Origin of the sequence: Promicromonospora umidemergens (assembly GCF_024171995.1) — a bacterium.
Classification (GTDB): Bacteria; Actinomycetota; Actinomycetes; order Actinomycetales; family Cellulomonadaceae; genus Promicromonospora; species Promicromonospora umidemergens.
The window spans coordinates 36499-56515 of sequence record NZ_JAMTCT010000004.1 but is presented as its reverse complement, the minus strand read 5'-3'; the positions used below and the strand labels follow the sequence as shown (position 1 = coordinate 56515).

Genomic DNA, 20017 nt, shown 5'->3' with positions numbered 1-20017 from the left:
TGCCGAGAAATGGTGGTGGTGGCACCTCGTTCCTGACCTTGCCGGGGACGAGAACCAGCCATTAGGTAAGAAATCACCCGCTGGCGATGCTTTATCTGGTCAAGACTGCGCCTGTATGTCGGCTATGTTCTCCCCGGTCCTGTCAGATGCTGGTGAGGGTGAGGGTGAAAGTGCGACGGTTCGCGGGCGCGAGGGTGCGTCGGATCATACGAGGGCTGGTTGGCGCGCTAGGCGTTTGCGCTCTCGTGCTGAGCGGCTCGAGTGTCGCGCTCGCCGAGGAGGCCATGGACCCGGGGCCGGAGGAACCCTCGCTCGCTCTCGAGGGGACAGAGCTTGACCCGGAGCGTTCCTCGCTCCAGCGGGCGCTGGACGAGGCAGCCGATACCGGCGAACCGGTGGAGCTGTTGTCGAAGCGCGGCGAGAGCCGCGAGGTCTTCGCGATGCCGGACCGGACGGTGCAGGAGAAGTCGTACGCCGTTCCACGCTGGGCCCGCACGGACGAGGGATGGGCGCGAGTAGATACCGACCTGGCCCTGGAGGGCGGTGCGGTGCGCCCGATCGCGTCGACGGTCGGGCTGGAGTTCTCCGCGGGCGGCGATGGTGCGCTGGTGCGGATGGCGCGGCACGGGCGCGCGGTCGAGCTGTCGTGGCCGGGCGGAGATCTGCCGACGCCGGTCCTGGAGGGGGCGAGCGCGCTGTACCCGGAGGTGATCGACGGGGTCGACCTGCGGATGCTGGCCACGGAGGACGGTTTCGCGTCGCACCTGGTCGTCAAGACACCGGAGGCGGCTGCGTCCGCAGCCCTGGACGAGATCACGTTCGGCCTCGCCGGGGAGGGCCTGGAGGTGGTTGTCGCGCCGGAGGGTGGTCTGGAGGCGGTGGACGCGAGCACCGGATCCCCTGTGTTCGTGACGCCTCCGGCCTCGATGTGGGAAGCAGGCTCGACCGAGGTGGGATCGGAGCTTGCCGCCGCCGATTCCGACGGCGCACAGCGGGCTGCTGCTGGCGCCGTGACAGCAGACAGCTCGGCTGGTGACGGCGCGGGTGAGGATGGGTCCGGTCAGGGGCGGGTTGCTCCGGTCGAGGTGGAGGTCTCGGCGGACGGCGACGAGCTGAGCCTGGTACCGGACCAGGGGCTTCTGGAGGATCCTGACGCGGCTTTCCCGATCGTGGTGGATCCTCAGTGGTTGACGAAGAAGCCGACGGCGTGGACGGGCCCGAACAAGGCGTACCCGTCGCAGTCGTACTGGCAGTTCAAGGGGGACTCCACCGCAGGCCTGGGCACCTGCCAGGGCTGGATGGGCTGCTACGACGGGTCGACGTACCGCTTGTTCTGGCAGTTCGACACCTCGGCCTATCGCGGCAAGACCATCTTGAACGCGTCGTTCAATGTGCCCAATACTCATTCGGCCCAGTGCTCGGACCGCGCCGTGCATCTGTATTACACGAGGGCGATCAACCAGAACACCACCTGGAACACGGTCACGGCGTCGGGTTTCTACCTCTCGAAGGTCCGCAGCGAGAGCTTCGCCTATGGCGGCAGCCAGGCAGGGTGCGCGCCGGCGGCTACGGCGGAGTTCCCGATCAGGGGCTTGATCCAGGACCGCGCGGACGCGAACGGCAACCAGGTGACTCTTGGCCTGCGTGCCGACAGCGAGTCCGACAGGAATCATTGGAAGAAGTTCTCGAAGAACGCGTATCTGCGCGTTCAGTACAACGTGCCGCCGGACAAGGTCTCGACCAGGGCGATGAGTCTGGAATACGGCGGCTTGTGTGCGTCGCATTCGGATCCGGCGATCTTCCGCACCAAGGGCAAGATGACCGTCGCGCGCGCGAGCGATGATGACGGGGACAGGATCAAGGTCCAGTTCCGGTTGCAGGACTGGATCGGTGGGACGTGGACTCAGTACTGGTCCTCGGGCCTGGTGCCGTCGACGGGTAAGAGGTCGGGGTCGGCGTTCTCGGTGCCGATGCCGTCCAGCGTGCCCGAGGGCGGTGGTACGTCACGCTGGACGGTGCGCGTTTATGACGGCAGGTCCTATCCTCGATGCTTCACGGCTGACTGGGTCATGAGAAGGGAAAAGGCGCTCTGACCTGCAAGGATGTGACTGTCTAGGAACACATCTGAACAGCAGGACGGAGCACCTTTTCGGTGTCAGAGACTACCGCGTGGGACGCGCGTTTCGAAGTGACCGCTGATGGTCGGGGGCTGGTCAAGGATGCCGGTGTGGTGCTGCTGCGCAAGACGGCCGACGCCGTCGGCCTGACCGGCCGGATCGGTGAGGTGTTCGGGCCGGGCAGGGTCGAGCGAATCTGCCGCGGAGCGGTGCTCGTGGGTGCCGCGTCCGCGATCGCTGCCGGCGCCAGGAACCTGTCCCAGGTCGAGCGGATACTCGCCGGGCATGCCGGCACGTTCGGCTCGTGCGGGTCCGACTCGACGTTGTGGCGGACCCTGGACTCCATCGACGAGCGGGCGTTGAAGCGTTTGTCGCGCGCTCGCGCCAGAAGCCGCAGGACGCTGTGGCGGATGCTGGCCGCGCGCCCGGGCGGCTTCCCGTGGCTGCAGGTCGGCGGCAAACGCCTTCACGGGTGGATCGTCGTGGACCTGGACGCCACGATCGTGGGCTGCCACTCCCGTAAGCAGAACGCGACGGGGACCTACAAGGGCGGGTTCGGGCACCACCACCTCGGCGGGTGGATCGCGAACACCGGCGAGTCCCTGAACATCTTGCCGCGGCCCGGGAACGCGGGCTCGAACACGGCCACCGACCACGTCACCGTGCTGGACGAGGTCCTTGCGCAGATTTCTGACGAGGGCCGGCACTCCAAGCTGCTGGTCCGGATCGACGGCGCCGGCGCGTCCCACGACACGATCGGTCACCTGGAAAAGCTGGGCACGACCCGGCGCCGGGTGGCGTGGACGATCGGCTGGAGCATCACCACGCTCGAGGAGACGGCGATCAAGGCCTTGCCCGAGCGGGCGTGGGCGCCCTACCTCGACCAGGACGGCACGATCGCCCCACCCGTCCACTATGACGACGGGACCAGCGGCACGACCCGGTCGGAGTACGGGCATGTCGCCGAGCTGACCGGGCTGGCGAAGCGGCCCGGCTGGCCCGCGACCATGCGCCTGATCGTGCGCCGGGTCCCGATCGCGCCACGGGACCAGGCCGCGGGGAAGGTCACCGCCCTGGAGAAGGCCACCGGGTGGAAGTATGCGATCACCGCGACGAACATCAACCGGATGCGGGGTATCCCGGGCAGCTCTCATCCGCAGTGGCTCGATGTCCTGCACCGCCATCACGCGGTCGTCGAGGACCACGTCCGGGCCGCGAAGAGCACCGGCCTGGGTCTGCTGCCCTCAGCGTCCTGGCGGATCAACACCGCCTGGGTCCTGCTAACCGGCATCGCTCGTGACCTCGACGTCTGGACCCGGCTGCTCGCCTTCGCCGACCACCCACTCCTGGCGAAAGCCGAACCAGCAACGATGCGTGAGCTCGTCTACCGGCTGCCCGCCCGCCTGGCCAACCACGCCCACAAAAGGTGGCTGCGCTTCGACCGCAACCATCCCCACACCGACGCGATCACCACCGCCTGGCACCGCCTCGCGGCCCTGCCCGCCGTGACCTGACCAGCCCGACGACTGTTCCCACGAGCTGGAACGGAGCGACCGCAAGACCCCGGCCGGAACCGGCGCACGCAGCGACACGCGATAGCGAAACACTGCCAAACACGGCCAAGCCACACATCGGACGAAACCGTCAGGCCGGGCTACCCACCATGTGAATGATCGAGGCTATGGCCCGTGGTCGGACGCATGCTTCTTTACCTATGATCCGAACCGGCCTGTGGCGCCGAAGATCTCCTCGACCACTTATCCGGAGTCGAACACGGAAGACCCGGAGGACCCGTGGCATCGCGGTGTGGGGCACAGCGGGCGTTTCGGCTTCACGACGACGAGTCCTGATGTGGTCAAGTTCCGGTACGGGATCAATCAGAACCCGCAGTCGGATCAGGAGCGTTCGGTCTCCTCGCCGTGGGTGTGGGTGAACCCGCAGAACACGGGTGTGCACCGGGTGACGGTGCAGGCGTTCGACGCCGCCGGCAACCCGTCCGATATTCGGACGTACTTGTTCCGTGTGGGTGCTGGCGCGCCGCCGGGCGGTCAGTGGACGTTCGATGAGGGCGGTTCGGGGTACGCCCCGGCGGGCAATGCGCACGTCACCGACGAGGACTCGTTCTCGGGTGCCGGCCTGGCGCTGGACGGGTCGGGCGACTATGTGACCTCGTCCGTGGGCCGGTTGAGCACGCAGCACACGTTCTCGGTCGAGGCATGGGTGAAGCTGGACGCGCTGCCTGCCAGGTCGGGTTCGGTCGTGGTGTCGCAGGCCTCGACGCACAAGCAGGGGTTCAAACTGTATTACCAGGCGGCGAACGAGCGCTGGCAGTTCGGTGTGTACAGCGCGGACGACCCGGATGCCCGTGCTGTCGTCGCGGTGTCGGACGCGCCGGTCGAGGTCGGAGAGTGGACCCACCTGGTGGGCGTGCACAACAACATCGGGAGCACGTTGCGCCTGTACGTCAACGGTGTCGGCGGGGCCACCAAGTCGGCGAACGGGTTGGCGTCGGACGGGCCGATCATGATCGGGGCGGCGAAGTACGGAAGCAGCTCACCGCAGTACTCCGTCGACGGTGTGGTCGATCATGTGCGCACTTATGAGCGGGCGGTGACCGCGTACGAGGCGGCGAAGCTCGCCTCGGCGGCGGCGCCGGAGGTCACGTCGCGGTGGACGTTCTCGCAGGTCGACGACTCGGGCTCCCCGTCGCGGGTCCTGAACGAGGTGCCCGGCGCACCGGACCTGCATCTGAAGAATGCCGCACGGGTGGAGGGAGACTTCGGGGTTGTCGGTGAGCACAACCTCGTCCTGGCCGCCGGCGGGACGCAGCTGGGGGCGGCGTCCACACCGGGGGGCGGTCTGCCGCTGGACTGGGGCAAGTCGTTCACTGTCACCGGCTATGGCGGATTGCCTGCCGCGCCGGCGCCGGACGGGCCGCCGATGACGTTCTTGTCGCTGTCCGGTGCCACCGAGGACCTGATCCAGGTACAGGCGGTCCCCTATCCGGATCAGGAGACTGGTCTCGGCGTGGTGCGTTGGGAGCTGGAGGCCAGGGCAAAGGACGCCACGAGCGCGCCGGTGCGGACGGTGGTGGACGCGGCGAACCCGTTCGCGTACAGCCTGTTCCACATCGCAGTGACGTGGGATGCCCCGTCCAAGCGTCTACGCCTGTACGTCAACGGCGACAGCATCGACGACGCGGGCGAGACCGGCACGGGCCCGGCCGATGGGGTGGTGCTCACTGACCCGCCGGACCGGTTGCACCTGGGCCGGAGGGTCGATGCCGGGAGCCCGGCCGGCGCGTGGCCGGGGGCGATCGATGATGTGTGGCTGTTCACCGGTGCCCTGCAGGAGCGGCAGATCGACCAGCTCGCTGACACGAATGAACGCGACACAGTGGTTCCCGGGGAGGAGCAGTGATGAACAACCAGACCAAGAGCCTGAACGCGACGTCCCGTTCGGTACGTGGCATCTTGCAGGGTGTCGCCTTCACCACCGTCGGTGCACTGGTCGCGACCTTGTTCATCGCGGTCCCTCAGGTCGCTGCGCAGCCCACCGACGACGGTGTCGGGCCGGGCTCGCCCGGCCTCGACGTGGCCGGCGCGGACTTCACGAAGCCATCGACGAAGACGCTGCCCGACCCAGCCCAGCCAAAGGAACGCGAGGCAGACCTGCCCGCTGGTGGCCACGCCACGCTCGATCTGCGGCCCGCGGACGCCAAGGCGCCGGCAGAAGGCATGACCACGGTCGGCGGACTCCCGCTCGACGTCACCGCCGCGGATCAGCCTGGTGACGTGGCACCTGACCAGGTCGATGTCGACGTGATCTCCGCCAGCAGCGACAAGAAGCGTCCCGGCCAGGTGCTGGTCGCGTTGTCCGTGCCGCAGGTGAAGGCCGCCGGTACGTCGGCGAGGTCGGGGGCCGGGGTGTGGGCATTGAGCGCTGTCGACGTCACCGTGGACTATTCCGGGTTCGCCGGCCTGCACGGCGGGTCGTGGGAGGACCGTCTCACCCTGGTTCAGCTTCCCGAGTGCGCCGTGGACACGCCGCAGAAAGCGCAGTGCGCCACCGGGCAGCCCGTCGGGGCGACCAACCGCACCGATGACGACACGCTCGTCGCCGAGAAGATGGCGCTGCCGGCCGACGGTTCACCGGTGGTGCTGGCAGTGGCTGCGAGCGTGTCGGGGGATTCCGGGTCGTTCGGCGCGACACCGTTGTCGCCGTCGAACACGTGGTCGACGGATCTGCGGTCGGGGTCGTTCTCGTGGAACTACCCGATCACCGTCCCCGACGTGCCCGGCTCCTTCGTCCCCACCCTGGGACTGTCGTACTCCTCCGGTGGTGTGGACGGGCGCACCTCCTCGACGAACAACCAGGCCTCCCTGGTCGGCGACGGGTTCAACCTCTGGCCCGGCTACATCGAGCGCAAGTACAAGTCGTGCGCGCTGGACGAGGAGAAGAACGCCGACGGCGGCGCGATCGGTGACCTGTGCTGGGACTACGACAACGCCTTCATCTCGTTTAACGGCGCCGCCGGCGAGCTTGTCCCCGCGGGTTCGAACAGCTGGCGGTTGCAGAACGATGACGGCACGAAGATCGAACGGTTGACCGACACCGCGCGGAGCAACGGCGACAACGACGGCGAGTATTGGAAAGTCACCACACCGGACGGCACCCAGTACTTCTTCGGGTACCACCGGTTGCCCGGATGGGCGGCGGGCGACTCCGTCACGAACTCGGCCTGGACCGTCCCGGTCGTCGGTAACAACACCGGGGAGCCGTGCAGCACCAGTCCGGGGAAGATCTGTACGCAGGCGTGGCGGTGGAACCTGGACTACGCGATTGACGCGGCCGGGAACAAGATCACCTACCACTACCAGCGGCACAGCAACCGGTACGGCAAGCTCGGTGACCCCGCAGCGGACACCGTGTACCACCGGTCTGGCAGCCTGACGAAGATCGAGTACGGGCTGCGGGGCAACGACCTGGTAGGCACCGGTGCGGCGCAACCGTTGGGCCGGGTGTCGTTCACCTACGCGCAGCGGTGCTTGAACGATGGATCGGGACAGTGCTCCAACATCAACACCCAGCCCAACGGGTGGCACGACGTCCCGTGGGACCTGAACTGCAACGCCGGCGCCACGTGCGATCAGGGGCGCACCTCCCCGTCGTTCTGGACGCGTAACCGGATGACCGGGATCAAGGCCCAGGTGTATGTCTCGTCGGCGTGGAAGAACGTGGACTCCTGGGCCCTGGATCATGAGTGGGGAATGGCGGACGCGGACTACCAGCTGCTGCTGTCGTCCATCCGCCGCACGGGGCATACCGGTCCCGAGGGCGCTGCCACGACGTCGCTGGATCCGGTCCGGTTCGGGTACACGCAGCTGGCCAACCGGCTCGACCGCTCTGGAGACGGACGCGACCCGTTCATCAAGGCACGTCTGTCCACCATCCAGGACGAGGTCGGCGGACAGGTGGACGTCGGCTACTCGAACCCGGGCTGCGACCCGGACAACCTGCCGACACCGCACAACAACACCTCACGGTGCTTCCCGCAGATCCGTTCCCAGGGCGAAGTGCGGCCGGCGATCACGGACTGGTTCAACAAGTACGTCGTGACCGGCGTGACGACCACCGACCGCACCGGCGGCGGTGACGACATGTTGACCACGTACGAGTACCTCGGTGGTGGCGCGTGGCACTGGGACGAGTCGACCGGCCTGATCCCGGCCGAGGAGAAGACCTGGTCCGACTGGCGCGGGTACGGGCACGTGCGCGTCAAGACCGGGAGTGTGACCCAGCGGCTGTCCCAGACCGAGCACTGGTTCCTGCGTGGCATGCACGGCGACCGCGCTACCCGCGACGGGGGCACCAAGACCGAAGAGGTCACCCTGGGTTCCGGGGAAGGGGACCCGATCACTGACCGCCCGTACTGGGCAGGGTTCACCTACAAGACCGCGTCCTTCACCGGACCCGGCGGAGCAGTGGTCTCCAAGTCGGTCAACCGGCCGTGGTGGCACCAGACCGGCATCAAAGAGCGGGACTGGGGCACGATCCGCTCCGGGTTCTCCCGTACTGCGCAGGCCGAGAAGTTCACCAGCCTCGGGAGCGGCGGGGCCCCGTGGCGCACCACGCAGACACAGACGAGTTACGACGAGGTCGCCGGGCGAGTGACGCAGGTCGCCGACAAGGGCGACACCAGCACCTCCAGTGACGACCGGTGCTCGACGATCAGCTACGCGACCAACACGAGCAAGAACATCCTGGGCCTGCACGAACGCAAGCAGACCTGGGCAGCCGGATGTGGTGCGAGCCCGACCGCGGCGCAGGTCGTCAACGACACCCGGTACGCCTACGACGGACAGGGCTACGGCACAGCACCGGTACGCGGGCGGATCACCCGCACCGCGGACCTGGCCCGTGTCGAGGGTACGACGCGCCACTATGTCGAGGCGTCAGCAGGTTTCGACACCTATGGTCGCCCCACCTCGCTCACGGACGTGTCGGCCGATCTGAGCGCAGGCTCGAACGGCAACGGGACGCTCACCCGTACGGCACGGTCGGACGGGCATACCTCCACCACCGCCTACACCCCGAGTTCGGGGTTCGCGACGCAGATGGTCGAGACGACCCCGCCGGCAACCCCGGGCGATGAGGCTTCGGCCTTGACCACGACGACGCGTCTGGATCCGGTGCGCGGCGGCCCGACCTTGGTGACCGACACGAACACCAAGTCCACCGTGGTGGCCTATGACGCCTTGGGTCGCACGAGCAAGATCTGGCTTGCTGACCGGACCTCGAACCTGACCCCGTCGGTGGAGTTCACCTATCAGGTCCAGGCCTCGCGGCCGGTAGCGGTCGGGACCACGACGTTGGACGACGACGGGGATCGCCGCGCCACCTCGTGGGCCGTGTACGACGGGCTGCTGCGCCCCCGCCAGACCCAGGATCCGGGCTTGGAGGGCGGGATGATCCTGTCCGACACCAAGTACGACGCCCGCGGGCTGGTCAAGCTCACCTACTCCGGCTACTACACCACCAGTGCGACCGGGGGCCGGTTGTTCGACCCGTACGAGCAGTCGCTGGTCGAGACCCAGACCCGGCACAGCTACGACGGGCTGGGCCGCGCCATTCGGACCAGGGTCATGTCGACCGACAGCGACGGCGGTGACGTGCTGGCCACCACTCGCAGCATCTACCGCGGCGACCGCACCACGGTGATTCCGCCGACCGGGGCCACTGCTACCACCACGCTCGCCGACGCGCGGGGCCGAGTGGTCCAGCTGCGCCAGCACCACGACCCGGCCGCGGCGACTCCGGAGGCCACCAGCGGGTTCGACACCACCCGGTACACCTACACCGGCCGTGACCAGCTAGCGACGGTGACCGACCCGGCGGACAACGTCTGGGAGTACACCTACGACCAGCGCGGCCGTGAGATCCGGACCGTCGATCCCGACGCCGGGGAGACGAGCACGACCTACGACGACTTCGGTCGGATGGTCTCCACGACCAATGCCGAGGGCGAGAAGCTCGTCAATGCTTATGACGGGCTCGGCCGCCAGACCGAGCTGCGCGAGAACACAGCGTCGGGGCCGCTGAGGGCCTCGTGGATCTACGACACGGTGTCCGGGGCCAAGGGCTACCTCGCCCAGTCGATCCGGCACGAGAACGAGGCCGAGTACGTCACCCGCACCGTCGGGTATGACCGGTTGTACCGGCCGACCCGCACCGTGACGCAGATCCCGTCGGTCGAAGGGGAGCTGTCCGGGAACTACATCACCAACACCAGCTACACCGCGGCCGGCAACGTCGAGTCGATGGGGCTGCCCGCCGCCGGAGACCGGCCGGGGGAGTCGGTCTCGTTCTCCTACGACGAGGCGACGAGCTGGGTCACCGGCGTGCACGGCCAGTGGGGGCTGACCGCCACCACCGCCTACGACTGGGTCGGCAAGCCGCTGCAGCACACCCTGTCCGCGAACGCAGGCGGCCAGGTCCAGGCCACCAACACCTACGAGTACGGCACCCAGCGGCTCTCCAACTACCGGGTCGATCGGGTCGGTCAGCTCGGCGTGGACCGGTCGGAGACCTACACCTACGACGATGCGGGCAACATCACCGCTCTCGCGGACGTGTCGAGGACCGGCACGGATGTGCAGTGCTTCGACCTGGACCACCTGAACCGGATCACCGAAGCCTGGACGCAGAACACCACTGACGTCGACTGCGCAGCCACCGGACGGGATGCCGCGAGCGACGGCCTGATCGGCGGATCGGTAGCGCAGTACTGGCACGAGTACACCTATGACGCCGCCGGATCGCGTCAGAGGGAGGCCCTGCACTCGGGCGGAGGGCAGCGGCTGACCTCCCGGAACTACAACTACGACCCTGCACAGCCGCACACCGTGACCTCGGTGGACCAGGTTCAGCCGGCCTCGGGCAATCGACCGCGGGTGGAGTCGGTCGAGCAGTACACCTACGACGCCGTCGGACGCACGACCAGCCGGCAGATCGGTGGCGACACCCAGACGCTGTCCTGGACGCCGGAGTCGCGGGTGTCCGAACTGGCCAACGCGGACGACAGCGGGGCGCAGTACACCTACGACGCCGACGGCAACCGCCTGATCGCTCGGAACACGAACGCGGACGGCTCGAGCGAGTCGACGCTGTACCTCGGGCACACCGAGATCACCGTGACCAGCAGCGAACCCACGGTCGCGAAGGCGACCCGGTACATCGATGTCGGTGGCGGGCACACCGCCGTGGTCGACGACGCCGGGGCGGTCACGTTTGTCATGGCCGACCACCACGGCACCGGGCAGCTCGCGATCACCGCCGCGAACCAGGCGGTCACCCAGCGACGGACCACACCGTTCGGGCAAGACCGCGGGACTCCGATCGCACCAGGCGACTGGGCATCATCGCGTGGGTTCGTCGGCGGGTACGACGACCGAGAAACCACCGGCCTGGTCTCTCTCGGAGCCCGCGAGTACGACCCTGCGCTGGGCAGGTTCATCTCGCTGGACCCGATCATGGACCTGTCTGACCCGCAGCAAATCCACGGGTACTCCTACGCGAACAACAACCCCGTGACTCTGTCGGACCCGACCGGGCTGTGCCCCGGCGGCGGGGTCATGCTCGACGGTGCGTTCTGCGACTTCGGTGACGGGTGGCAGCAGGTCAAGGCGATCGACACCGGTGGTGCCACCACCGAGACGGTCTTCACGCAGGGGCAGTCACCTACCCAGGCGGCGATGCAGGCGACTGCTGCCATGGTGCGCAGCCCCGGTCCGGGCATCACCGGTGGGTCGGCCAGCAATGCTGGCAACCCCGGAGCGGCTACGGCGGGTCCGACTGAGGCCGAAATCGCGGCCAAGGCTCGTGAGGTGCTGAACAAGTCCATCACCGACGTCGCGATCGAGCTCGGCTGGGAGGCCCTGAAGGACTTCATCGGCTGGAACGACCTCATGGGCTGCCTCGACAAGGACATCGCCTCCTGCGCCATGCTCGCCGTCGGCATCCTCCCTGTCGGCAAGGGCCTCAAGGCCATCAAGGCCTTCGGCAAGATCATCGACGGTGCCATCAGTTTCTACAAACAACAAAAATCAGCCCGAAAGATTCTGGACCAAGTCGGTGCAACGCGCAAAGCACCTAGCTGCAACAGTTTCGTGCCGGGCACCATGGTGTTGCTTGCGGATGGCACCAAGAAGCCCATCGAGGACATCGAACTCGGCGACAAGGTCCTCGCCGCCGACGAGGACACTGGTGAGAAGACTGAGGGACGCGAGGTCACCGCGCTGATCACGGGCGAAGGTAATAAAGCCCTGGTCACGATCACCGTCACTGACACTGAAGGCGATAAGCAGAAGATCGTCGCGACCGACGAGCACCCGGTCTGGGTACCGGGACTCCAGGTGTGGGTGGACGCGATCGATCTGAATGTTGGAGACTGGCTGCAGACCTCGGCCGGCACCTGGGCGCAGGTCTCCGCGATAGACGTCGAGCAGGCGCACGCGGTCGTCCACAACCTCACTGTCGCGACCGACCACACTTACTATGTCGCTGGGAGCGGGGCCGCTGTGGCGGTCCTTGTCCACAACGAAGAGTGTCCGTATTTTTTCCCCGATGAGTTAGTAGATACTCAGCACGCTGTTGATCGACACACGGTCGGTGGCCCTGAGCATGACGCGAGATCAGGTACGTGGAAAAAAGGGACAAGTGCGCAGGACCTGTTGGATCTGGCAGCGGATGCTCGTGGAGAAGCACCCATTGGGCTCCGTGGAAATTTCGAGTTCCACATGGACGCGGGGCGGATCATCGGGGTGAACGGATCTGGTCAGTCGGTAACCACATACCTGGTTGTGCGAGGTAGGTATGACGGATCGTTGATGTCGATGTATCCGAAGTGAGTTCTATGGAGATAACTTTGCGGATGGATCTATTGGACGATTCTCTGAATCGGGTGCCGCAGGCTGATCACAAAATTATGGTTGTGCCGAATGATTTCGATGATGCGCGCGCCCCGCTGCTCGGGACATTACCTACTGAGGGGTCCACGGTTTTAAATGGACGGCAGATGGCGATGCTTGCGGATGAGATAAGTGCGTTTGAGCCCGCGTTGGAGCAGGGAAGTGTCGAGGTGGCCGTTTGGGCGCTTGAGAGCATCCAGCGAGGTTCGGCTGGATACGTTCTGGTTAGCGGGAGGTGAGAGGCGGTGCGAGTTGGGGTTGGCCGGTTTCGAGGATCATTTCGGTTCGAAAGGTTGCCGCTCGCACTGCCCTCAGCGGATCAATCAGTGTTCCCGTTCTACGGGTCGATTGATCCGGCGGGCTATACATTCTTCAATGTCGATCAGTCGCTACACCTGCTCGGCGAGGTGGTCTCGATGCTCAGGATTCGGACGCTCAAGCTTGAGGAGTATTATGCGCTTCGCATCGTCACTCATCTCTGCTCGGTTCACGTTCGTCCGGGGTTAAGTATCGTCTTTGACGGAACAAGCACCGCGATCGTGGCGGAGCGTGATCTGTTGAGTGATTATGCCAAGTATTTTGCCCGTCCAGAGCTTTTTCTTATCGCGCCGCGCGACGTCGAGCGTCTACCTGGTTGACCCACGCCTTAAAGACGCTTCCCAGGGCTGGGTCGGTTCTCGGTGGGCGAGACGCGGGCTTGACCGTGGCGTGTGATGGTCGGTAATGGGGTCGGGCATCGTCCTGACCAAAGAGGATGGGAGTTCTCTACGCTGCCGTCTTCCCTGAAGGACCATGCCCGATGTTGCTATCTTCGCTGAGCCCTGCCGTCGACCGCTACCTGTCGCCGGTTGGCCTGGACGGGATGCTGGAAGCGAGGGCCGCGCTCGGCTCTCTGGTAACGGTGCTCGAGTTGGTCGCTTACCCCGCGTCGGCGCGAGGCACGGCAGTACTCGCTGGCGTCGATGCTCGCGCTGCTGGTCCTGGCCACGCTCACGGTAGTCGACGTCGGTCGGAACATCGTAGAGATGGTCCTGATCTCCAGAGTGGTTCTGAGCACGTTGAGACTGGTGGGAAAAGGTGATCAACGCTATCTCGCTCAGCGCGCGTGGTCGGGTCGGTCAGTTCTTACCGCGGAGTTCGGCGAGTGCTTTGTCGAGCCGGCGGGCGCGGGTCTCCTCGGTCTTGGCGCCGTCGATCAACTGCGCGTGGGCTTTCTGCTTGCTGTAGGAGAGCCGCGCCCATGCTTCTGCGGCTGCCGTGTCGGTTGCGAACACCTGCGAGAGCACACCGGGAATCTCGACCGTGCGCGGCGCGTCGTCGAGTTCCAGGGTCACCTCGACTTCGTCGCCTGCACCTCTCCCGGTCGCTGCTCTGGTCTCGGAGTTGAACGAGATCAGGTACTGGCCGGCCATGGAGGTGATCGTGTTGCGGTAGGTATATCCGCCGTCAATCGTCACGGTCACGGGCACACGCTTTCCGTGCCCGAACGAGCGAACGACCTCCTCCGGCACGACGATGCCGACGTTGTTGCCGCCGCTGGGCCAGAGAGTGGTACGGAACGTAGGCACGGTGGTCTCCTTCTCGATCGGTTCGCTGACAAACACCAGTTTGCCGGACATGCCAGCCATGCTGGCCATCTTGCACTGCTTGCCGTTGCAGTTCGTCGTGTCTGTCCCGGCCCGGTTCCCGGTCGGGGTCGGAGTGCCGTCGACCAGCACGATCCCGACCTGAGGGCCCCCGGCGGGGAGGTCGGCCCGGGGTGGGTGGTCGACGAGGTGCAGGACGAGGGCGCCGGCGCGGCGGGCCAGGATGGTCGGGATGGTGAACTGGCGTAGCCGCAAGCGTTTCGGTTCCCACCGGAGGGTCGTCTGGCCGGTCAGCGCGAGTAGTTGCACCCAGGCGGTGATCTCGCCGGCCAGTGCGACGATGGTGCACCAGATGCAGTTGACGTCCCGCTACGGGCGCAACCGATGCCGTCCCGAGCCGACCACGTGGGTCGCTCCGCCCGGTAGGGCCACCTCCGCGGTCGCGTTGACCGGAGCCGTGACGGTGACCTCTCGACCGCTCCGGCGCCGTCGCCAGGCGACCTCGATCCGTCTGGTCGGGCATCCGACGCCAGAACCGGGGGCCACGCGACCCACGCAGCCCCGCCGATCTCCCTGGTGGCAGGCCGTGGCATGCGCGAAATCAGCCCCGTGGTCGCTTTGGTTGCGGCTCTATGCCGCGCCGGGCGGCGATCTCCCGGGTCCGCTCGGGTGGGTCGGGTGGCGGCCATTCGTCGTCGGTGCGGTCGTAGATTTCCTCGGCCAGGCGTTTGCGGGCGAGTTCGGCGTGCCCGGTGATGTATTGGATGGTGATGTCGTCCAGGCGTGCGGTCTCGTCGTCGGGGTTGGCCTGCCTGCCGACCTGTGCGGCCCACCGTGCCTGGTCGATGTCGTCCTCGGCCATCGCCCGGGTGCACAGAAGGTGGGCGACGTCGCCGATCATGGCGGCCATGGTGTGGTCCAGGCGTTCACCCTCGAACAGCCAGGTCCACCCGCGGGTACGGGTCTTGTCGAACGGCCGCCCGCGCACGAGTTTGAGCGCGGTGATCAGGTCATCGATGCCGTCGGCGCCGCGGGCCCGTGCCCGGGTGTGCAGGCGCTGGAACAGGTCGACATCGACCAGCAGCCCGTCGACCTGGTAGGCAGGCGTGCCCGACGTCGCGAAGGCGGCGGTCTGCTTCGCATCGGGGACGCAGGGCCGGCCGGTGACCGGGTCGGTGCCGAGCCAGGCCCGTACCCCGGTGACCAGTGAGCGGGCACGGCCAGGCTTGATCGCGAAGTCCTCGGCCAGCTGGGCACCAGTGACACCGACCGGGTGCAGGGCAAGGTAGGCGAGCGTCTCGACGTGGAGGGCTTTGAGCCGGGCCGCCTGTTCGGTGATCGTGCCGTAGGCGGTCGCCGTCACCGGCCCCAGCAGCATCAGTCGAGGGCGACGGTACCGGTCGGGGTCGAACCACGCGGCGACGTCCTGGTCCAGATCCGGGTCTGCGTCGTGCAGCGCTCCGGCCACCTCCGGCGTCGCCACCGGTGCCAAGGCCGCGACGTCCTGGGCTGTGGTGGCGGCAGCCTCGACGTAGTCCGTGGTCGGTGCGGGCAGGAGCGACCACGGCCCGGCCGGTTCCCGCGGGTCAGCGGGACGCGACTCAGCCTGCTGCGCTCCCAGACGTGCATCGGCGGGAGCAGGCCCGCCCGGGGCCGGCTCCGCAGGTACGAGCTCGGCCGACCCTGGACCGGTGTGGTCGGCAGCAGGTGAGGCGTGCTCTTCATGGATCGGCGATGCCGGGCGGCTGGGAGCGGATGCCGCCTGGTCGATCGGGCTGGCGGTGGGCGAGGAAGGAGGATCGGTCGCGGTGCGAGCCACGTCGACGATGGCAACCGAGGCGGCCAGCTCTTCGTCGGTGAGTCCGACCGCGGCCAGGTCCCAGCCCAGCCCAGGCACTCGCAGCCGCCCGTCGGTCACATCGAGCACCAGCCCGCCGCGGGCGGACCGTGCGGCCGGCTCGCCCTGCGCGGGCAGGGCATCGGTGGTGGGGTCGAGGACGACGGCTACGGCGCCGACACGCTCGGCTGTAGCGACCAGCTCAGTGACGAGTTCGCCTAGTGCAGATCGGGTGGTCGGGCCGATGTTCGGGGCGGCGATGAGGGCGTGGGACCAGTCCCGGTCCTGAGCGCCCTTGCCCTGGGCCTTCTGCCGGGCATCGGTGACGGTGTCGTCGACCTCGCTCACGCACGCGAGCGTGTCGTAGTCGTCCGCCCTGTCGTGGTGGTGGCCCAGGGCGGACAGTCCGGTGACCTGCCAGCCGGTGGCCAGTGCGTGGACGGTGGTGTTCTCCGCCCAGGGGTGCAGCAGGAGCTCGGCGGTGACGTACCTCCCGAAAGCGGCCACGGATTCGGGGTCGCCGGTCACGGTCACGGCCCGGGCTTGCTCGAGGTCGAGCAGCCAGGTGTGACCGGCGGGGTCCATGCCGACGGTCACCAGCAGCGGGTAGGGCGCCAGCAGGTCGTCGGTGTCGGCCGGTGCCGCCGACAGCGGCGCGGACCATCGGGTGCCGGACCCGACCCAGGGCAGCGGCAGGTCCATCGGCTCGGCCAGGTGTGCGACGGCGTCCGTGCCGGTGAGTTCCACAGCGACCAGAGCGGGCCTGGTGACCGGCGAGTCGTCCAGGCGCGGTCCGGCCAGGGCGCGCAGGAGCCGGTCCAGTGCGTCGATGTCGCCGACCCAGGCCTGCCCGGTGATCTGGATCGTCCGTTCGATCGGCACGGTGCGTGCGGGTGCGGGCGTGATGCGGTGGCCGGGTCGCCGGTAGCGCCACTGGGCGGCGCGGTGGCGACGTACCGCGACCAGGAGCCCGGCCGCGAGCATCGCCCCAGCCCCAGACAGCCCCGGCAGCAGCCATGCCGGCCCCACGACCTCGGCCTCGTCCGTGTGGCCGTTCTCGACCGGCGCGGGATCGGAAGCCTGCGTCTCCTCGGTGCGCTCCGGTGTGCGCTTCGGATCGGATGTGGCCGTCGGTTCGGGCGCCCAGGGGTTGGTGTGCGGCGTGGCCGGCTCGGTGTGCGGTGCAGGCCCGGTCGGGCTCGGGGTACGCACACCGTCGCGCACACCCTGGTGTGCGGCGGCCCTGTCGGGAGTCGGGTCGCCGGCGTCCGGGGAGCGCTCGGGGTTGGCGCTGCCTGACCGTTGCTTGTCCTCGTCCTGGTCGGAGCCAGCGTCCTCACCGTCGTTGGTCCCGGGTGTGCCGGGGCGGGCGGCATCGTCCGGGTAGCCGGTATCGGAAGCACCTGGCGTGTCGGGCTCCGCCGCCGCGTCTGCTCGCGCCTTGGCGGTGTCGGTCTTGGGGGAGGCGGGGGTGATGGCGGGGATGGTGAGGCGCCAGCCGGGCTTGATGCGGTCAGGGTCCGTCAGCCGGTTCCCGTCGGGCTGCACGGTGTTGCTCGAGGCGCGCGCGATGTCGGTGTACCGGTCAGCATTGCCGAGCTCGTTGAGCGCGACCTGCGACAAGGTGTCGCCCCCGCGGACCACATAGGTAGCCGATCCGGAGTCCTCGTGCGAGGGGCCCTGGTGCGCCGCGGGCTCGGTCTCGCTCGCGGGCTCCACGTCGCGATCAGCGTCGGTGGTCTCGGCCGCTGCGGGCAGCTGCAGGACGGTTCCGGGCAGGAGGAAGCCCGGTTTGCCGGCGAGGACGGCCTCGTTGAGGTCCTGGAGCTCGGTGAACCGTAGAGGGTCCCCGAGGTGCTCCTGGGCGATGGACCAAAGACTGTCGTCCTCGACCACTGTGTACGACACCGTCCGGGCAGGCCCGGGCTTCGACGGGCCCTCGTCCGAGGAGTGCTCGGCGTACGCGGGGGATCGCGGCGTGCTCGCCCGGTCTGGGCTCGCCGGCGTCGTGGTGTGCGGTGCGGTGGCCGTGGTGTGCGACGTCGCCGCATCGGCGGGCACGTTCGCCAGGGCCGGCGGGACGGACACGACGAACAGCAGCGAAGCCGTGGTCACCAGGCGCCGCGCCAGACCGCGCGGCAGCCCGGACAGGCGCACCGGACGGAGGTGACCGGTGAGAACGACGAGCTCGAGGACGACGGTCAGGGCGAGGTAGGCCCACGCGGCCCAGGTCACGGCACCGACCACGATCAGCGTCAGGGTCGTGCTGGTGGGGCTGGTCAGCACCAGTCCCAGGTCGTCCCACCCGAAGCCCGGCGGCAGCAGGCGATGGCGCGCCATTTCCAGGACGACCGGGATCCCGACCACGAGGAGCAGCAGCCCGACCGTGGCCGCCAGGCCGCGCAACCGGTCACCGGCCGTGGGCCGCACACCGGGGTGCGCGGTGCCCGGCCGGGCTGGTGGACTGGTGGACGGGGTTGTCATGGGCGTGCTCCCTGCTGGTTCGGGTGCTCGGTTCCGGCCAGGGTGCGCACCAGGCGTGCGGTGGCGTCGCCGGACACCTGCCTCGGCCCGGTGATCGATCCGAGGATCGGGGACTGGTAGGTGTCTGTGACGGTCACGTTGATCTGGGCGTCGGCCACGGTGACGGTTCCCGAGACTCCGGCGGTGGTCAGGTAGGCCTGGGCGGCGGCGCGCGCGGCATAGGGATCGACGGTCAGGGTCTGGGAACCGGACGCCGTACCGGTCGAGCTGAGGGAGATCTGCTGTCCTCCGGTGCGGGCGGCCTGGGCGGCCAGGTCGTTGGCTCGCTGCTGCGCGTGCAGGGTCCCGCCGAACTCGACGACGAACGCTGCGCACACCAGCAGCGTGCCCACCAGGACGACCAGGAACGGCAACATCGACCCCGCCTCGCCTCCTGGCCGGGTCTCGGTCGTGGGGGTGCGCGGGGTCATCGGGACCTCCAGGTGTCGACGGGCGACGACACGGACGCCTGGATCGTCATCGGGCGTCCGGCGGGTATGCCGAGCCGGGCGGGGTCCAGGTGGCAGGTGACGGTGGCACTGACCGTGGCCGCCTGTCCGGGCGCGGCCTGGAGACCGCCGGTGTCCACGGTGACGTCGGTGCTCGCGCAGCTCACGTCCTGGTTTGCGAGCGTCATAGACGCCGCGGTATGCGCGTCGGCCTGCGCTACGGGGGCGGTGCGGGCCAGAGAAGCGGTCCGTGCGGCGTCGGCCGCAGCGGACTGCACGGACAGCTGGGCCAGTGTGAACAGGGCGCCCACGACGATTGCCCAGCCGAACAGTGCAATGACCGGGATGGTGACGACGAGCTCGATCGCCGCGATCCCTGCCTCCCGCTGATCCGGCACCCGCCGGATGGCTGGACGGCGAGATCGGGCAGGCAACGAGCCCGCTCGACGTGGCGCGCTCGTGAGCGGGGTCGCTCGGGTGGTGGGTCGTGTCATGGTGCTCCCGTGTCGACGGGAGCCGTCAGCCGTTCGACGGGCATGGTCGCGGTCTGGGCGATGCTCAGGCCGGCGCCGCCCACCAAGGACTGGGTGGTCCCGGTCACGGTGACTGTGGCGGTGGTCTCGGTCCGGGAGACGCTCACGTGCGGGACGAGCAGGAAGCCGCGCCCGGTGGTGCCGGCGAATTGGGCTGCGGCGGCCTGCCCGGTCTGGGTGGTGCCGCCTTCGGCTGCGGTGACGCGTGCTCCTTCGCTGGCGGCCGCGATCGCGACCTGGCGCCCGGCGAACCACAAGGTCGCCTGGATGCAGGCGATGATCAGCAGCAGCACCAGCGGCAGCAGGATCGCGGTCTGGATCGTCGCCTGCCCGTCCTGCCCGCGCCCGGCCGCTCGACGCCCAGCCGGCCACCGCTCTGCTCGGTTGCGTCCCGCCGTCGCGCTACGGCTGCTCGCGGTGTCGCCTGCGGCGGCGGCGCGTGCGGGCCGGGCCAGGGCGCGGCACTGGTCCGGGGCACGCGGTGTAGCGGTCGCAGCGGGCAC

The 20017-nt window shown here is 68.2% G+C and carries 11 protein-coding genes; 5 read left to right on the top strand and 6 right to left on the bottom strand.

Annotated elements, in window-relative coordinates:
• The first annotated feature begins 86 nt into the window (after positions 1-86).
• The 5 genes from APR04_RS30440 to APR04_RS08565 all read left to right on the top strand — a co-directional run bounded on the left by APR04_RS30440 (position 87) and on the right by APR04_RS08565 (position 13224).
• Positions 87-2093: a DNRLRE domain-containing protein gene (locus APR04_RS30440; RefSeq protein ID WP_301312276.1), complete on the top strand. Its 2007-nt coding sequence runs from the start codon at positions 87-89 to the stop codon at positions 2091-2093.
• A 59-nt stretch (positions 2094-2152) separates the two neighbouring features.
• A complete protein-coding gene (locus tag APR04_RS08580) occupies positions 2153-3631 on the top strand; it encodes an IS1380 family transposase (protein ID WP_253869311.1) in 1479 nt (492 codons plus the stop codon).
• A gap of 217 nt (positions 3632-3848) precedes the next feature.
• On the top strand, positions 3849-5537 hold the full coding sequence (locus APR04_RS08575) for a LamG domain-containing protein (RefSeq protein WP_253869310.1): 1689 nt from the start codon (positions 3849-3851) through the stop codon (positions 5535-5537).
• Complete coding sequence (locus APR04_RS08570; RefSeq protein ID WP_253869309.1) at positions 5537-12526, top strand: polymorphic toxin-type HINT domain-containing protein; 6990 nt, start codon at positions 5537-5539, stop codon at positions 12524-12526. Before APR04_RS08575 ends, APR04_RS08570 begins: the two co-directional genes overlap by 1 nt.
• 386 nt (positions 12527-12912) lie before the next feature.
• On the top strand, positions 12913-13224 hold the full coding sequence (locus tag APR04_RS08565; protein ID WP_253869308.1) for a hypothetical protein: 312 nt from the start codon (positions 12913-12915) through the stop codon (positions 13222-13224).
• A gap of 480 nt (positions 13225-13704) precedes the next feature.
• Here APR04_RS08565 and APR04_RS31280 read toward each other — a convergent pair whose 3' ends face one another.
• The 6 genes from APR04_RS31280 to APR04_RS08535 are packed head-to-tail and all read right to left on the bottom strand — an operon-like array spanning position 13705 to position 20017.
• On the bottom strand, positions 13705-14481 hold the full coding sequence (locus tag APR04_RS31280) for a YdeI/OmpD-associated family protein (RefSeq protein WP_372496078.1): 777 nt from the start codon (positions 14479-14481) through the stop codon (positions 13705-13707).
• A 60-nt stretch (positions 14482-14541) separates the two neighbouring features.
• Positions 14542-14718, bottom strand: coding sequence for an alpha-L-rhamnosidase C-terminal domain-containing protein (locus tag APR04_RS31275; RefSeq protein WP_372496077.1), 177 nt, complete (start codon positions 14716-14718; stop codon positions 14542-14544).
• 55 nt (positions 14719-14773) lie between these two features.
• A complete protein-coding gene (locus APR04_RS08550; RefSeq protein WP_253869307.1) occupies positions 14774-18493 on the bottom strand; it encodes a LysM peptidoglycan-binding domain-containing protein in 3720 nt (1239 codons plus the stop codon).
• Complete coding sequence (locus APR04_RS08545; RefSeq protein WP_253869306.1) at positions 18490-18963, bottom strand: pilus assembly protein TadG-related protein; 474 nt, start codon at positions 18961-18963, stop codon at positions 18490-18492. The genes APR04_RS08550 and APR04_RS08545 overlap by 4 nt, the downstream gene beginning before the upstream one ends.
• A complete protein-coding gene (locus APR04_RS08540; RefSeq protein WP_253869305.1) occupies positions 18960-19475 on the bottom strand; it encodes a TadE/TadG family type IV pilus assembly protein in 516 nt (171 codons plus the stop codon). The genes APR04_RS08545 and APR04_RS08540 overlap by 4 nt, the downstream gene beginning before the upstream one ends.
• Complete coding sequence (locus APR04_RS08535; protein WP_253869304.1) at positions 19472-20017, bottom strand: TadE/TadG family type IV pilus assembly protein; 546 nt, start codon at positions 20015-20017, stop codon at positions 19472-19474. The genes APR04_RS08540 and APR04_RS08535 overlap by 4 nt, the downstream gene beginning before the upstream one ends.

Excerpts from the sequence above, each read along its gene's own strand:
- APR04_RS30440 (WP_301312276.1), top strand. The coding sequence starts at position 87 with ATGCTTTATCTGGTCAAGACTGCGCCTGTATGTCGGCTATGTTCTCCC.
- APR04_RS08570 (WP_253869309.1), top strand. The coding sequence starts at position 5,537 with ATGAACAACCAGACCAAGAGCCTGAACGCGACGTCCCGTTCGGTACGT.
- APR04_RS08550 (WP_253869307.1), bottom strand. The coding sequence starts at position 18,493 with ATGACAACCCCGTCCACCAGTCCACCAGCCCGGCCGGGCACCGCGCAC.
- APR04_RS08545 (WP_253869306.1), bottom strand. The coding sequence starts at position 18,963 with ATGACCCCGCGCACCCCCACGACCGAGACCCGGCCAGGAGGCGAGGCG.
- APR04_RS08540 (WP_253869305.1), bottom strand. The coding sequence starts at position 19,475 with ATGACACGACCCACCACCCGAGCGACCCCGCTCACGAGCGCGCCACGT.